The organism is Limimaricola soesokkakensis, from assembly GCF_900172345.1.
Classification (GTDB): Bacteria; Pseudomonadota; Alphaproteobacteria; order Rhodobacterales; family Rhodobacteraceae; genus Limimaricola; species Limimaricola soesokkakensis.
In genome coordinates, this window is sequence record NZ_FWFY01000013.1 from 1 (window position 1) to 15,588 (window position 15,588).

The window sequence follows — 15,588 nt, forward strand, 5'->3', positions numbered from 1 at the left end:
GCTGTGCTCGGCGCTGCTGCGGATCATCTCGAGCTGGCGGTCGCGCGTGGCGTCCACCAGCTGCAGGCCCATCCGGGCGTTGAGGCCCGAAAGCGAGATCATTCGGCGGCCATGGACGCGGAGGCCTGCGCACCCGACGAGATATGGTCGAACAGCTTCGCCTCGTGCTCGAGGACCGGGCGCAGGGCGCGCATCGCCTTGTAATAGTCGCCGACGCTGACGTAGTTGGCCGCCTCGAAGATATGGCCGAGGCTCGGATGGCCGAAGGTGGTGGCGAGGTTCGCCATCTCCCGCTGGATGATCGGCACCAGGTCGTCGCGCAGCTTGGAGTGGATCAACGCGTTCTGCACGAGGTAGTAGACCCGGGTGACCGGCGTCACCGGCGCGTCCTCGTCCAAGAGCTCATGCCCGCGCACCACGTCGGCATGGCTTTCGATGGTGAGCACGACGCGGCGCGACGAGTTGCGCATCATGCAGCCGTTGACGACGATCCGCTCATCGGGCTTGAGGGTGAGCTTGAGCGCCATGTCAGGCCACTCCCGCCGGAGCCGGGGCTTGGCCGCCAAGGCCCGCCACGATCGAGCGGTTGATCTCGACCAGCGCGCCGACGCCGGCATTGCCGCCGATCACGGCGCTGGTCTGGCGGTCGACGAAGATCGCCAAGGAGATCAGCCCGGCGCGCAGCTCGGCCGGCAGCGCGTTGCCGGGCTGGGCCAGGTCGAACTGCAGCTCGGACCAGAATTTCTGATTGGTCACCAGATCGTCGCGCAGCCCATCGGACAGGAGCGCGCTGCGCTCGCGGGCGCTCTCGGCCCGGTCGAAGGCAGAGGCGCGGGTGGCGAGCTGGCCGGTGACGCGGCTCAGCACGCGGCGCTCGATCTGGCGGGGGGTTTCGCTTTCGCGGATGGTGGCCTTGTAGGCGGCGATGCTCATGCGTTCTGCTCTTGCTCAGGGCCCCGCGCTTCTGGCGGGGACGGTGGAGGCGGACGCGGACACAACCCGAGGATCGCGCAGGCGCGCCAGCCGGTCGAAAACTGCCAGAGGGAATTAAACGCCGCCCCAGCAGGAATGCGGCCCGCCCCGGAGGGCGGGCCGCGAAGTGCCTTAGCGGAACAGGCTCAGGATGTTCTGCGGCGCCTGGTTGGCGATCGAGAGCGACTGCGAGGCCAGCTGCTGCTGGACCTGCAGTGCCTGCAGACGGGCCGCTTCTTCTTCCATGTTCGCATCGACCATCGCGCCGACGCCCGAGTCGAGGTTGTCGGAGAGCTTGGTCAGGAACTCCTGCTGACGCTCGATCGACTTCTCGGACTGACCCAGCGAAGTGGCCGCGTCGACCGTCGCCTTGGTCGCAGCGTCCGCCTCATTCAGTACCCCGGAGAGAAAGGCTTCACCGGTGGTCGCATTTCCTGCGTTTGCCGAAAAAGCGCTTGCGATAAGGGCGAACTTCTCACGCTGTGCGTTCAAATCGACCGGCGACACTGTGATCTTTGTGGTTTGCAGGGCGCCAGCGCTATCGCGGCTGACGCCAGTGATCACTTCGCGCGGGGCGGCGGCGGCGCTTCCGGTGACGCCCGCGGCTGGCGCAATCACACCAGTCGTGGCCGAAATGGTCGCTGCTGCTGCAGCAGTACCGTCTGCCCGCTTACCGCCAGCGTTGACAATATCATCGCCGTTGAAGGTGGACTGCGACATGATCGCGGTCATGTCGGCCACGAGACGCTTCAGGTCGGATTCGATCTCATCAAGGCCGCCCTTGTTCTCCTGGGCGAAGGCAACCTTGTCGCGGAATTCCGTCGCCAGATCGGCGAACTGCTCGGCGCCGAGGCGCGCGGTCGCGACCGAGTTCTTGGTCAGGGTCAAGCTCTCGTTCACGGCCTTGGTCATGCCGCTGTCGCCCTTCATCGTCTCGGAAATCGCGAAGTAGGCGGCGTTGTCCTTGCCCGAGGACACCTTAAGGCCGGACGAGATACGGTCCTGGGTGTTGTTCAAGTTCGAGTTGATGTTCCGCAGGGTCGAGAGAGCAGACGTCGCGGAGTTGTTGGTGAGGATCGATGACATGATTACTCTAACTTCTTAGGGTTCTATCGTCTTTCTGACGAAGTCGGCATCCGCCGTGGTAGGTCTGGATAAGCCCATGAATTGAGGCGCAATTGTGGCCGTCTGAGGTTTTATCCATGCGTGCGCTTGATAGTGCGTCATTCGCGCTACGATTGTCGCCGAGGTCGGGTTGCGCCACCCCTTTTGACGGCCTCGGGCCATGATGGACCGGACCGGATCTTGGCGCGTCCGTCCTGCGTCCGGCTTCAGAACTCCGCCACATCGTGGAAGACGCGGAAAGGCTCCGACCCGCAGCGCCGACCTCTCCGACCCATGCCGGAACGTCAAAGGCCGGCCCCTCGGGGGACCGGCCTCGGAATGTCTCTTGGAACTCCACCGCGAAACGTCTTGAGGGCATTTCGATTAAAGCCGCAGCCTTACGAACCCTGACGTGCCACCACCGTGCGGATCGTTTGCCAGGTCACCCACAGATCGAGCTTCCAACTGGCGCGCTCGGCATAGAGCAGGTCTGCCGCCACCTTGCGGCGCACACCAGCAAGTCCGTCGACATAGCCCACCCGCACCTGTGCCAGCCCGCTGATCCCTGGCACGATCGTGTGACGCTCGCGATATCCACGTACCTGGCTCGCATAGATTACCGCGTGATCATAGAAGTCGGGGCGCGGACCGATGAGGCTCATCTCACCGCGCAGCACATTCAGGATCTGCGGGATCTCATCGAGACGCGTCTTGCGAAGCACCGCGCCCAAGGGTGTGATCCGGTTGGACTCGAGCGCATCGAACGCGCCCCGTGCGATCCGCGGCGCCGCGGTCATGGTGCGGAACTTGAACGCTGGAAAGGGCTGCATGTCCTTGCCCATCCGCTTTTGCACGAAGAAGAGCGGGCCCTTGTTGAAGAAAGGATTCAGAAGCAGCAATGCCCCCATCACCACCATCATCAGCGGTAGCAGCAGCAGGCACATGCAAAGATCGAAAAGGCGCTTGCCCGGGCGGCCATGGCTGCACAGGGCGTGCCGGGGGTGCCAGGAGCTTTCGGCAGCCGAAAACTCTTCGCCCAAAGCGAAGTTTCCACTCATGTCGAACATTGGATGATCCCCTCGTACCCCGCCTAGCGGTTCACTCGTACTCACTGTGACGCAACGTTTTCTTCCTAGGGATGTACCATTACAAGTTGAGAGCCGGAAGAAGGGAAATTGCCACTTGACCGATGTAGTTTCTCCACAACCTTGCCGTAATGCCAAGGTCAGATCTCTAGGTTTTTGAAAAATATATGTTTTTCAGAGTTGATTCTATTCCTGTGTCAATCAACCTATAGGATTACTATACTTTCGTATATATAAATATGCCTTTGCACCTGTACTTTTGGGGAACAATGCGTGCCTATTCCGTGCGTTAACGAAGGGTAAGGCGGAAATCCGCCACTCGGGAGGCGTGAAGCGGCAGTACGATAATGCACCAAGAGGGTGTGGGGCGGACCCGACTAGGGCTTCGATGCGGGGCGACTTGTTGAGCCCTCCACCAAGCCCACTTCGAAGCCACAGCCAATGCGCGATCGGAATGGCGCATCTCTTGAGACATAATGGCGCCACATTCGCCGGCGAGCATAGTGGGGCTCGGCCGGGCTCGCGCCCGATATGGCCTGAGTGGCATCAACTCGGCCCGGCCCGTCCGGACTTCACGCTCACGCGCGAGCCCCCGGGCTGGGCCAATTCCATGCTCTGTCTGGTTGGCGCCATGGCTAAGTTGCGCCGGAAAATGACAGCGGGACGAACCTGGCAAGAATTCTTCAGAAATAGGCGTTCGCGCGGGCAGTGCTCGGACTTCAGCCTCGACTGCGGCAATCGGCGACGGCCCAGCTGCTGTGAAGCTGTGTTTGCCACCGCTGCGGCGCGTCGGGGCGGCCTCGGACGTGCCTGGCGGCGCTTTTATGGGCCAAGAAAAAGACCCCGGGCGTACCCGGGGTCGAAATCCAGCGCGGTAACAGGACCGCGCCGAGGCAGTGCCTGTCGCGGCTCAGGCGCCGAGCGAATTGCTCAACGTAGCCAACTCGGTCGGCACCCCTACGCCGTTCCTTCGCAGCGCCCGCACCATGGCTCGTACCGCCGTGCGCGCCGCGGCCGCTTGGGACGGGCTCATCGCGGGCGGGTTCGCAGCTGCGGTTGGCGAAATCAGGCTCGGGATGGCCAGAGCCAGTGCCTGCGCCACTGCCGGGCTGCCCGGGGGGTTGGAGGCCAAAGCGGACTGCAGGGCCGACATCGCTTGCGCGGCAGCCGGGGTGCTGACCGAACCGCCCAGCGAGGTCACCACCGACACCGCAGCGGCGGTCTGTGCCGCCGACGCACCTGCGGTGTCGGCCCCACCGGCACCCGTGGTGCTCGGATCCTGGCCGCTGACGTCGTCACCCCCGGCGAAGGACGTGACGGGCGCAAGCACGAGCGACAGACCCAGCGCCGCGGCGCCGATCTTCGTTTTCAAGGAAATACGGGTCATTGGATCACACCTTCTCAGAATGCGTTGGGGACGGCATAGGACACGGCGATCTGCAGCGCCTGGCGGTCTTCCTGGTCGAAGGCGTCCACCGCGGTCAGCGACAGGTTCCACCCCTCGAGCTCCGGAGACCGGAAGCCGACACCGAGATTCACGAATTCGGTGTTGGTCGAGACGCTGAGGCCGAGATACTCGTTGAGGCCCACGCCCGCGCCCAGGATGGCGCCTTCCTCGGTGCCGCCCTCGGTCACGTTGGTGCCGTAGCCTGCGGTCAGCATGAAGGGGAAATAGGTGTCCTGCGCCCAGATGTCACCGAAATGGGTGACGGCGAGGGTCGTCTTCACGTCTTCGTCCTCCTCGACCCCCCAACCGGCGACGTTTCCGAAGGACAGGCCGGCAAAGGTGGTCGGCGCCAAGGCGCGGCTGAACTTCAGGCTCAGGCTGCCGGAATCCCCGAAGGGCTCGAGCCCCGTGATCGCAGTGGTCACTTGCATGCCCACTGTCTCGGTCGCGTCGCCCAAGCCAAAGCCGAAGGCCACGGAGCCGTCGAGGTTGAGGTCGTCGGAGGCGCCGGCAGCGTCGTCACGGTTGGTCGTGCCTGAAACTGAGGCGAACACCGTGCCATGCGGCGCTACCACACCCGAACCAATCCCCAAAAGGACCGGGCTTCTCGGCGGTAGCAGCAGCTTCGTCATCGCCTGCAGCGACGTGACGAACTCGTCACCGCTGACAGACATGTCCCGTGGCGCCGCTTCGATCTCCAGCGCCGGGTTGGTGCCACGGACCTGCAGCTCTGTGGTCACTTCGGCCGTGCCCAGGGACGGGTTGTCCTGGGCCGTTGCCGCCCCACTCGCCAAGCCCACGCACAGGCCCATCACACTTGTTGAAATCCGCAATTTCACCCTGAAATTCCTTTTTGGCAGCGCATAATACCGAACAAAGCCCCCCAAGAGGCCCGCCTTTGCTTTCTGTAAAAGCCTTGCCGACCCGGCGTAAGCCCTGCACCCGATAGATCTTTCAATGTATGCGAGCGTTGCAGATTTGCGGCAATGGTCAGGGGTTGCGGCTGTCACCGCCAGGGCAACATCCCCCTCCCGTTCGGCCGAGCGCCCCGCACAGTCTGGAGTACGGGAGCCCTGCCCAATCCTTCGGCTGCGCCGGACGGGCCCTCCCGACTGAATGTCGATACCACGGGCCCGCCGCCGGATCCGCCTCAGAGCCGTTTCACGTCCGAACGCTTCACCGCCACCCGCGTCTCGCGTCCCATCAGGTCGAGAAGCATCCAGATCCGGTCCTCTGGTGCCAGTGCCACGATGCGGCTGACATGTCCCGCGAGCGGCCCTGCCGTCACCCGCACCGCTTCGCCCACCTCGTAGGTCTCGAGCCCAGGCGGCTGCAGGATGCCGTCGGGCGAGCAGCTGGCCCGCAGCGCCGCGATCAGCGCCGCGGGGACCGGCTTCGGGCCTTCCGGCCCCAACGCCACCAGCCGCGCCACGCCACGAGTATGGCTTGCCGCGCGCATCTCGCCCCCCGCCGGCGCCAGCGCCACGAAGAAATAGCCCGGGAAAAACGGCACCAGCACGGAGCTCACCCGGTGCCCCCGTCGCCGCTCCACCCGCTGCAGCGGGCAGAATACCTCCAGCCCCTGCCGTTCCAGGTTCCGTCGTGCCAGCTGCAGGCCGTTCGGCTTGAGCTGCGCCACGTACCAGCGTCGCTCCATCGCATCCTCCGGCATCATGAGGTCCTGCCAGGGTACAACCCCGCCCGTCCCATCCAGTTCGCGCCCGGCCTCCTAGACCACGGGGCCCTGCATGCAACCCCCGATCGTGACACTCCCACCACAGCGCCCGCCTCGCGCGCCGGACCCCTATGGGTTTTCGGTGGCCGCCGGTCTACCAAGAGCCGGGCCAGATCGGCCGCGGAAGGCAGGCTCGGGCCGCCGACATGGCCGATGGGTGCCACGACCGGCGATGGCGCCAGCCCGCATGTCATCCGGAGAGCAGTATCGCACCGCGAAATGCGGGCACAGGCAGGGGAAAAAGACCCATGATCACCAGGACCGCCCTGCGCGCGCTCTTGCTCGGAACCGCCCTGACACTGGGCGGCTGCGGCGTGAGCTACAACAGCGCCTCCGTTCAGGAGCAGGTCGAGGGCCTGCCCGTCGAGGTGATTGCGCTCACCTCCCAGACGCTGCCGCGGGCCAACAGCACGCCCTATACGCCCCGAAGTCTGCCGGCGATCTTCTTCCAGACCGCGGGTGGCGGCAGTCCGCGTGGCCTCGGCGCCCTGCCGCCGTCGCCGCAGGTGCCCACCCTCACGCCCCAGCCGCTCGAGCTGCGCGTGCCACCCGCCGTCGAGCCGCAACCCTACGAGATCGGCATCGGCGACGTGGTGCTGCTGGCCACCAAGACCGCGGCCGGCTCCACGGTCGAGCAACTCTCCGGGCTCCTGGCCGCCCAGTCGCAGCGCCAAGGCTATACCGTGCGAGATGACGGCGCGATCGCGATCCCCGACATCGGGCAGATCCAGATCGCGGGCCTCACCCTCGAGGAAGCCGAGGCCGCCGTCTTCGACGCGATCGTTCGCCAGGGCATCGACCCGGCCTTCTCGCTCGAAGTGGCCGAGTTCAATTCCAAGCGCGTCGCCGTCGGCGGCGCCGTGGCCCAGGCCCGGCTCGTGCCGATCACCCTCAACACCCTCGACCTCGGCGAGGCGCTGACGGCGGCCGGCGGCGTCACGCTGCGCGATCAGGACTACGCCTCGATCCGCCTCTACCGTGACGGCACCCTCTACCAGATCCCCGTCGAGTCGTTCTTCGCACGTCCCGAGCTGCAGAACACCGTGCTGCAAGCCGGCGACTCCATCTATGTGGACACCAATTACGACCTCGACCGGGCGCTGCAGTTCTACGAGCAGCAGCTCGACGAGACCCAGCTCAGAAGCTCCGCCCGGTTGCAGGCCCTGAACGAACTGCAGGCCGAGATCGGCCTGCGTCGCGCGGCGCTGGCCGAGGCGCGCGAAAACTTCGCCAGCCGCGAAGAACTGGACGCCGAGCCTCGGGATTACGTCTACCTGGCCGGCGAAGTGGTCAACCAGAACCGCTTTGCGCTGCCCTACAACCGTCAGGCCTCGCTCGCCGACGTGCTCTTTGCCAATGGCGGCATCGAGACCACCACCGGCGATCCCACCGAGATCTACGTGCTGCGCCCGGCGCGGACGGCGACCGGGGAAGATGCCGTCATCGCCTGGCATCTCGATGCCGGCAACGCCGCCGCCCTGGTGCTCGCCACGAAATTCCAGATGCGCCCCGACGACATTCTCTTCATCGAGGCCCAGCCCATCACCAAGTGGAACAGGGCCCTGCAACAGGCCTTGCCGACCTTGATCAACACCGCCGCCGCCGGCGTGACCAACTGAAGCCCTACCGCCCTGGGGAACCGGGCTCAGCCTGCCGGATTTTTTCCGGCGGGCGGTGGCGGGGAAACCCCTGGGAGCGCCTGGTCGCGGACGAGGCCCCTGCGAGCGCACAGGCATTGTCGCGGCCGGGGTCGTCCTGCCCGTATGCGGCTTGCGCAAGGGGAGTGGGCTCCACTCACAGGGCCAGCCAGGCCAGCGCTCCACCCATCAGCGCCAGCACCGCCAGCGTCGGAACACCAAGCCGGTTCCGGGAGGGCGTCGACGCGAAACAAGCGCCACATTTCCGTGCGTTCAGCCGCAGCCGATGCCCGCACTCATCGCACCGAAACACCCGGATGGCCATCATGTCCCCTCGCACCGCGCAAACACTCTACAGTTGCATTTTCTCGCGGGAAATCCAGCGGAGGTCAAGCTGTCCGGGAGGAGAAGGTCCCGGGGGTGGTCGGCCTGCATGGCCGGGTCGATGATGGGCCGGCGAGAACTTGAAGCCTGGACCGACGGCAGGCCTGCCCTGCCTTGCGGCAGGATGTGAGGGTCATGAAAGCGCAGGCGTACCGCGCAGTCCATACACCAAGGGGCTCCCCCGGGGCTTGACCGGCGAGCGCGGCAAGCTGGCCTTCGGGAAACGGGAAAGGGCGCCCCTAGGGGCGCCCTTCCGGCCGTCCTCGCTCCGCCTGGTTTCAGGCGTCGTAGTATTTCCGGCCGTATCGCGCGTAGGCCCCGTACTGGCCGCCATAACCGTAGCGCCGCATCTTCGTCGGATCGATCTGCGACAGCGACAGGCCCGTGACCGGCGTGCCCACCGAGGCGAAGAGCTTCAGCCCCTCGGTCACCTGGGACCGCGGGGTCGCGTCCCACTCCACCGCGTAGACGATCGCGTCCGCCACCGCCGCCATGACGCGCGCATCCGGCACCACCAGGACCGGGGGCGTGTCGATGACGATGTAGTCATACGTCTCGCGCACCCGCGTCATGAATGTCGTGAACGCGTCGGAGGAGAACAGGTCCGCCGCGTTCACGCTCGACTTCTGCCCCATCAGCACGTCGACCGGAAACTCCTCGGATCGCAGCACCGCCTGTTCGAGCGGCACCTCCTCGGACAGCACCGCGATCAGGCCGGCATCCGACTTGCCCCTGAAATACTCGTTGAAGGTGCGCCGGCGGATGTCGCCCTCGATCAGCAGCACCTTCTTGCCGAGGCCCGCCAGGTTGTGCGCCAGGCCGATCGCCTGGGTCGTCTTGCCCTCGCCCGGCACCGAGGAGGACACCAGGATGACTTTCGGCGCCGCGTCCAGGTTCGACAGCAGCACGGAGGTGCGCAGGTTGCGGATCGCCTCCGCCGCGGCCGAGGTCGGCTTGTCGTTGAGGTAGCCCACGAGCTGCGCGCGCTTGCGGATCGGCATGCGCGGTATCTGCCCCAGCACCGCCCGGCCGGTGTGGGATTCGAGCTCCTCGGGGCTGCGGAAGCCGGAGCGCATCGCCTCGCGCAGCAGCACCAGGCCGGTGCCGATCATCAGCCCCAGGATCAATGCCAGCGCGGCGATCCGGGCCTTGCGTGGCGCCACCATTTCGCCCGGGGTGGCCTCCGACAGGATCCGCGCATCGGCCTGCTGCAGCCCGCGCTGCACCGCCGCCTCCTTGAGGCGTGCGAGAAAGGTTTCGTAAAGCGTCCTGGTGGCCTGGGCCTCTCGTTCGAGCTGCTGCAGCTGGCCCAGCTCCTCGGCCTGCGCCTCGGCCTGCGCCTGGAGACGCGTGAGGGAGCTTTCCAGCGAGGCGGCCTGCGCCGCGGAGCGGTCGACTTCGCCGGCCCGTCGCGCGAGCACCGTCTCGGCGCGGCGCTCGAACAGCTCCATGGCCTGGCCCTCGCCGGTCGTGACGCGTTGCGCCAGCTGGCGCAGGGTGGCATCGCCTGCCAAGCGCACCGCCTCCGCCACGTCCCCGGTCTCGAGCGCCGCCTCCAGTGCCGAGATCTCCTCCCGGTCGCGCGCCACCTGTCCCTGCAGCGCCGCCAGGCGGTCGCGGACATCCTTGGCCTGCCGGTTCAGGCCTTCCAGCGCCTCCGGGCTCACGAGCTCGGACTCCGAGCGCAGCGTGGCGATCTGATCTTCCTTCTCGCGCAGCTCGTCCTCGAGCGCCGTCACCCGCTCGGACAACCATGTCACGGCCTCTTCCGTGCCCCGGAATTTCACCGCGATCTGATCCTCGATGTAGAGCTCCGCCAGGGTGTTGGCGATCAGGGCCGACTTGCGGGGATCGCCGGTCGTGGCGCGGACATTGAGGATGAAGGTGTCGCGCTGCACCGAGGCGCCGAGGGCGCCACGAAGCGCATCGACGGTGTTGTTGAGGACGGTTTCCTCCGCCACCACGGCAAGTGCCTCTGGGGTATCGCCCAGAACGGGCGCCAAGAGGCCGCGGAGCGAGAATTCATCCGCGGGCCGGAGCGTCGCGTTGAACTCGGGATCCTGCAGCAGGTCCAGCTCGCTCACCAGCTGCTCCAGCAGCCCGCGCGACCGGATCACCTCGACCTCGGTGTTCATGCTGGTGTCGTCGGTCGAGACCCCCGACATGACGCTCTCGAGATCGAGCACCTGCGGGTTCTTCACCTGCAGGGCGACGGCGGTCGAGGCGGTGTAGCGGGGCGTGGCGACCTGGGTCGCGTAGTAGATTCCGGCGCCAAGCGTGAGCAGCGCGCAAAGCAGGATCAGCCACTTGCCGCGCCAGATGGTGCGCAGCAGGGCGAGAAGGTCGATCTCGTCATCAGCCGTGGCGCTGCCTTGCGCCGGTGCGGCCGTCACCGCCGCCAGCCGTGGCCGCTCCCGCTCGCGTGCCTGTCCCGTCATGCTTGTGCCTCTCACCCGGTTGTGCCCTGGCCGGGCGATCGTCTCGCACCCGATATCGGCCGGTTCACCGGCGCCTGCCACGATCCGGCCCCTTTTAGCGATCGAGGGCTACGCCACAAGCCTGACGCGCATCACGAAGCGCTTTTGTGCCGAAAAATGCCCCGAACCGGGCCACAGGCACCCGCGAGAGGCGCGCGCGCCGGATCCCGAGGCCTCGCCGCAGGCGGAGGGCCGCCGGTGGGAGGCGCCCTGTCCCCTGCCCCGACGTCCCGGGTCAGATCGATGTTGTGCATTCAGCTTGGGGTAGATAAGCGTTCAGCGATGAACGCGGACTGCATCGACCTCCGTCTGCCCCCGAGCTCGCCCGCGAGTCCCGGTGCGGCAGCCATGGGCGCGCGATGAGCCAGGACGATCTGCGGTTTCGCCTGCTGCGGCTTCTCGAGGCCGATCCCACCCTGTCCCAGCGCGAGATCGCGGCCGAGCTCGGCCTGAGCCTGGGCCGGGTCAACTACGTGCTGCGGGCCCTGGTCGAGAAGGGCCAGGTGAAGGCCGGCAATTTCCGGGTGTCGCAGAACAAGCTGGCCTATGCCTACCTGCTGACGCCGGGCGGGATCGAGGAGAAGGCGCGGCTGGCCTCGGGGTTCCTGAAGCGCAAGCTGGCCGAGTACGAGGCGCTGCAGGCCGAGATCCGGACGCTGCAGCGGGAGATGGACGAGGCGGCGCAGGACGGGCCCGCGGGTGACCGATGATTGGCGTTATCGGTGGTTTTTCGAATATTTGTCTTATAGAGTATTACCCCCTTTAGACCCTATGATCGCGCTTGGAGCTGACTGGGGCAATGGCCTCTCCCGGCATTCTCCGTTCGAGGGTTGCGCCAGTTTGGCCTGGTGCCGAGCCTTAAAAATGGGGGAGAGACCATATGTAGGATAGCATGTTCATCGGGCTGGACTCCACAAGGCGACGATCTCCGTTGCGAATACGAAGGAAGAGCGCGGTGGCGAGGTGCGCCACTGGGGACAATCCCGCACCGACCCGACCACGCCCGAAAGCTGGTGGAGAAGCTGGGCGTGAAGGAATCCCAGCTACATTTTTGCTATGAGGCCGGACCTTGCGAATACGGTCTGCACCGCCAGCTTGTGGAGCTGGGGCATGAGTGCATCGTGGTCTCGCCCTCGTTCATACCAGTTAAAGGAGGCGACCGCGTGAAGGCCGATCGGCGGGATGCAGCGATGCTTGCGTAGCTGCACAAGGCGAGCGAGCTGACGGCGGTTTGGGTGCCTGACGTGACGCATAAGGCGATACGGGTGCTCGCATGGCTTCCTGCTCCATCATGGACGCATCTATCCGGGCAAGAATGGCTGGACGGTTGTCTATCGGCGGTGGCTGACGATGGTGCGCTTCCAGCATCCTGCACAGCAGATCCTATTTCAGGACCATGTCGATACTGTGGGCGATGCCGAGGCTTGTGTCGTGAGGCTGACCGGGCAGATCGCCGACCTACTGCCGAGTTGGGACTTGGCGCCCGTGGTCGAAGCTGTTCAGACCATGCCTGGCGTGGCATCCATTGTTGTCGTGACGGTGGCGGCCGAGGTCGGCGACTTCCGACGGTTCGACAATCCCCGGCAGCTGATGGTATATCTCGGGCTCACAACCTTCAAGCATTCCAGCGGCGCCAGCATGCGCCCCGAGGCAGAATTACCAAATCGAGCAGTGGCCTCGATCGACGCGCCTTGATCGAAGGCGCAGGGAGCTACCGAATGCAAGCGCGTGTCAGCCGCAAGATTCACGAAAGGATCGAGGGACTCCCCAAAGCTGTCCGGGACATTGCCAGGAAGGGGCAATTGCGGATGTACCAACGCTATCGACATCAGCTCGTTGCCGGAAAGGCAAAGGTGGTCGTCACTACGGCCATCGCTTGCAAGATGGTCGGCTTCATCTGGGCCATCGACAGAGCGGTAACGGCCACCCTGGCCTGATAGGCCAGCACTCAAGGCGTAGAAGACAAAGACGCTCCGATCATGCTGATGCGTAAGGTTGGAGGCGGAACGCAGCGGGGAACCCTCGTGCCCTGTTATGAGCCGACCCAATTAACGCTCGCCATTTAAACCGACACAGTCCTAGCGCGAAACCACGGTCATGCGGTAGCCAACCCACGCATGAGAGCTTTCTCAACCGTCGTCTCAGTTCCGTTTCCTACCCTGCACATCTACATCCTGTCGTGCCCGCTCGACCGGGATAGTCATCGTTAAACAAAGCCTGACAGAAATCATGAGAACAGGTTGCTAAAAAATAGATGTTATGAAGCGCATTACCTCATCATCATTAATACGTAACGTTCTCGCTGTAGCTTCCGGCACTGCCGTTGCGCAAATAGTGGTTTTTGCATTCTCTCCACTAATTACCAGGATCTACAGCCCTGAAGCCTTCGGCTTACAGGGCGTCTTTCTGTCGCTTATTAGCATCCTAAGTCCTATCGTCGCACTACGCTATCCGATGGCGATTGTAACAGCTATCTCTGAATGCGAGGCAGCAAAACTAGCACGTCTTTCTTTCTTAATTGCTGTAGGAATGTCCAGCCTGCTGGGGTTGGCCCTAATAGCCGGGGGCCGTCCCCTATTACAGATCGTGGGTGCCGAGGGGCTGGGTAGCCTAATCTACTTCCTGCCCCTAGCGCTGATAGCCGTCGCCCTGCAAGACGTAGCAAACTTCCGTGCTGCACGGCTGAGCGCATTCCGAATAATAGGGGCCGTCGCTGTCGCGCAGGCATTTATAGTCAATCTGGCACGCGTAGGGGGAGGATTAGCTTCACCGCTCGCATCCACCTTAGTAACGGTGACCTCGCTTGCCCCAGCTGTTCAAGCAATCATGCTGCGAAGCGGTGTAGGCAGTATGCGGCATCCGGCACCTCGAATTTCCCGTACTGATCTCGCGGATCTTCTAAAACGGCACAGAGACTTCCCTATATACAGAATGCCTACGGATGTTCTAAATGCCGGATCGCAGGTAGTACCTGTAATACTACTCGCCTCACTCTTCTCTCCGACAGCGGCGGGCTTATATACTCTAACTCGCAGCGTTCTGAATCTCCCCTCAAACATCATCGGAGCGGCCGTAGGAAACGTCCTATATACGCGATTTGCAGAATTATCTAGAAGCGGCCAACCGCTCATGCCCCTGTTGATCCGATCCACGATGGCGCTCTTGGCATTGGCTCCAGCAATTGTTGGCTTCGCGTCGTTCGCTCCAGCAATGTTTTCAGTCCTATTCGGCGATGAGTGGCAAGAGGCCGGTTATTACGCACAGTGGATGGCGCTGTGGATCGCCATGATGGTAGCCAATATACCCGCGGTAAGAGTCATTCCTGTGATTAGGAAGCAGCATGAAGCGCTTATATTCAACATCATACTTATTCTTGCAAGAATCTCTTCGATCTTTCTGGCATATTTCATATCGCAAACACCCCTGATGGCAGTCGCCTCCTACTCCGTATGCAGCGCTACCCTCATTGCTATCTCAATTATACATTTTATGATCAGGACCAGCGCGCACGACAAAAAGGAAAGATCAATTTAAATGCAAAAAGAGTGTCGGGTTAAAATAGTTTTCGGGGGAGACTTCGCCCCGATCCTTAGGTTTGAGGATATTGCCAAGAATGGCCCCGGCATCTTTGGCAATTCAACAGATCTCCTGCAGAGTGCTGATTATTCAATAATTAACTTGGAAGCACCCATCTGTGACGCAGGGACGAGGATCCGAAAATCTGGGCCAAATATTCGGGTCGGCGGCGGCGTTTCAAATTGCCTTTCGCATGCTGGAGTGAAGGCCGTCAGTTTAGCTAACAATCATATCTACGACTACGGATTAACTGGACTTGAGCAAACAATCAAGGAACTTGAGCGCAATGGCATTGCACACTTCGGGGCGGGCAACAATCGCGCTTCAGCAGAAGCGCCCTTACGGCTCCCCATAAAAGGTCGGAGGTTTTCTTTTTTTTCGTACGCCGAGCAGGAATTTAACCTATCTGCGGACGGACAGGCCGGCGCGGCTATTCTAAATCCCCTGAAGATGGCCAAAGCAATCCTCAGGGAGCGGCAAGAGGCTGATGCCGTGATCGTTTGCGTACACGGGGGTAATGAATTTTTTCCTTACCCCCGTCCTGGACTTAGGGATATGTGCCGCTTTCTAATAGATATAGGAGTCGATGCGGTGGTAGGTCACCACCCTCATGTGCCCGGGCCTTACGAGATTTATCTAGGAAAGCCAATTATCTACAGCCTAGGGAACCTTATCTTCGACACTCAAGTGGAACGACCGGGATGGGACAAAGGATATCTTGCAGAGATAAATTTTGACTTTGAGGATACCCGCCTTGAAGGGATTGATGTCTCGATTCACCCATATTCGCAGAAGGTTTCCATAGGAGGAGTCGAGATGTTGAGCGATGACGCCCGGCAATCCCTTGTAAATGAAATCGAAGAGATGCGGAGATGTCTAGAAACGCGCCCAGATGAATGGCTAGATCATTGGAATGCTTTTGTCGCAGGGCGAAAGGCACAGTCGCTGATAGACCTCTCGTCCCCAATTCGGTTTAGGGGATTGCGACGCTTAATGAATATTAGTCTTATGCGCAATCTTGTGACGCCTCCTACTAGGAGACTTCAACGCCTTAACATGTTGCGGTGCCCATCTCACCATGAGCTTGTTGTGCATGCTATGCAGCAGCCTTATCCGCAGGCCCCGGCTGACCATCCTAGACAGACCGAACCAGACTAAGAATATCATAGAA

General features: G+C 63.0%; 12 protein-coding genes and 1 pseudogene. 5 read left to right on the top strand and 8 right to left on the bottom strand.

The window, feature by feature from the left end:
• Positions 1 to 98: 98 nt before the first annotated feature.
• The 7 genes from LOS8367_RS16325 to nusG all read right to left on the bottom strand — a co-directional run bounded on the left by LOS8367_RS16325 (position 99) and on the right by nusG (position 6,280).
• On the bottom strand, positions 99 to 527 hold the full coding sequence (locus LOS8367_RS16325; protein WP_085897615.1) for a flagellar biosynthesis repressor FlbT: 429 nt from the start codon (positions 525 to 527) through the stop codon (positions 99 to 101).
• A 1-nt stretch (position 528) separates the two neighbouring features.
• Positions 529 to 933, bottom strand: coding sequence for a flagellar biosynthesis regulator FlaF (gene flaF / locus LOS8367_RS16330; protein ID WP_085897616.1), 405 nt, complete (start codon positions 931 to 933; stop codon positions 529 to 531).
• Between the two features lie 171 nt (positions 934 to 1,104).
• Positions 1,105 to 2,058 (bottom strand): flagellin N-terminal helical domain-containing protein, encoded by a 954-nt coding sequence (locus LOS8367_RS16335; protein ID WP_085897617.1) that lies wholly within the window; start codon positions 2,056 to 2,058, stop codon positions 1,105 to 1,107.
• 416 nt (positions 2,059 to 2,474) lie between these two features.
• A complete protein-coding gene (locus tag LOS8367_RS16340) occupies positions 2,475 to 3,143 on the bottom strand; it encodes a sugar transferase (protein WP_242665626.1) in 669 nt (222 codons plus the stop codon).
• Positions 3,144 to 4,071: 928 nt separating this feature from the next.
• Entirely contained in the window at positions 4,072 to 4,548 is a 477-nt protein-coding gene (locus LOS8367_RS16345) for a hypothetical protein (protein WP_085897618.1), read from the bottom strand.
• A gap of 14 nt (positions 4,549 to 4,562) precedes the next feature.
• Positions 4,563 to 5,348, bottom strand: coding sequence for a hypothetical protein (locus LOS8367_RS16350; RefSeq protein WP_133056353.1), 786 nt, complete (start codon positions 5,346 to 5,348; stop codon positions 4,563 to 4,565).
• 410 nt (positions 5,349 to 5,758) lie between these two features.
• A complete protein-coding gene (gene nusG, locus LOS8367_RS16355) occupies positions 5,759 to 6,280 on the bottom strand; it encodes a transcription termination/antitermination protein NusG (protein WP_165761505.1) in 522 nt (173 codons plus the stop codon).
• Positions 6,281 to 6,591: 311 nt separating this feature from the next.
• Between nusG and LOS8367_RS16360 the strand changes: the two genes are divergently transcribed.
• Positions 6,592 to 7,962: a polysaccharide biosynthesis/export family protein gene (locus LOS8367_RS16360; RefSeq protein ID WP_207569286.1), complete on the top strand. Its 1,371-nt coding sequence runs from the start codon at positions 6,592 to 6,594 to the stop codon at positions 7,960 to 7,962.
• A 680-nt stretch (positions 7,963 to 8,642) separates the two neighbouring features.
• On the opposite strand, the gene LOS8367_RS16365 is transcribed toward LOS8367_RS16360, so the two are convergent.
• A complete protein-coding gene (locus LOS8367_RS16365; protein WP_085897621.1) occupies positions 8,643 to 10,802 on the bottom strand; it encodes a GumC family protein in 2,160 nt (719 codons plus the stop codon).
• Positions 10,803 to 11,200: 398 nt separating this feature from the next.
• Between LOS8367_RS16365 and LOS8367_RS16370 the strand changes: the two genes are divergently transcribed.
• The 4 genes and pseudogenes from LOS8367_RS16370 to LOS8367_RS16385 all read left to right on the top strand — a co-directional run bounded on the left by LOS8367_RS16370 (position 11,201) and on the right by LOS8367_RS16385 (position 15,575).
• Positions 11,201 to 11,551 carry a MarR family EPS-associated transcriptional regulator gene (locus LOS8367_RS16370; RefSeq protein ID WP_085897622.1) on the top strand — a complete coding sequence of 117 codons (351 nt, stop codon included), beginning with the start codon at positions 11,201 to 11,203 and terminating at the stop codon, positions 11,549 to 11,551.
• Positions 11,552 to 11,765: 214 nt separating this feature from the next.
• Positions 11,766 to 12,778: pseudogene (locus LOS8367_RS16375) on the top strand (IS110 family transposase).
• Positions 12,779 to 13,100: 322 nt separating this feature from the next.
• Positions 13,101 to 14,375 (top strand): oligosaccharide flippase family protein, encoded by a 1,275-nt coding sequence (locus LOS8367_RS16380; RefSeq protein ID WP_085897623.1) that lies wholly within the window; start codon positions 13,101 to 13,103, stop codon positions 14,373 to 14,375.
• A complete protein-coding gene (locus LOS8367_RS16385) occupies positions 14,376 to 15,575 on the top strand; it encodes a CapA family protein (RefSeq protein WP_085897624.1) in 1,200 nt (399 codons plus the stop codon).
• Positions 15,576 to 15,588: the final 13 nt, after the last annotated feature.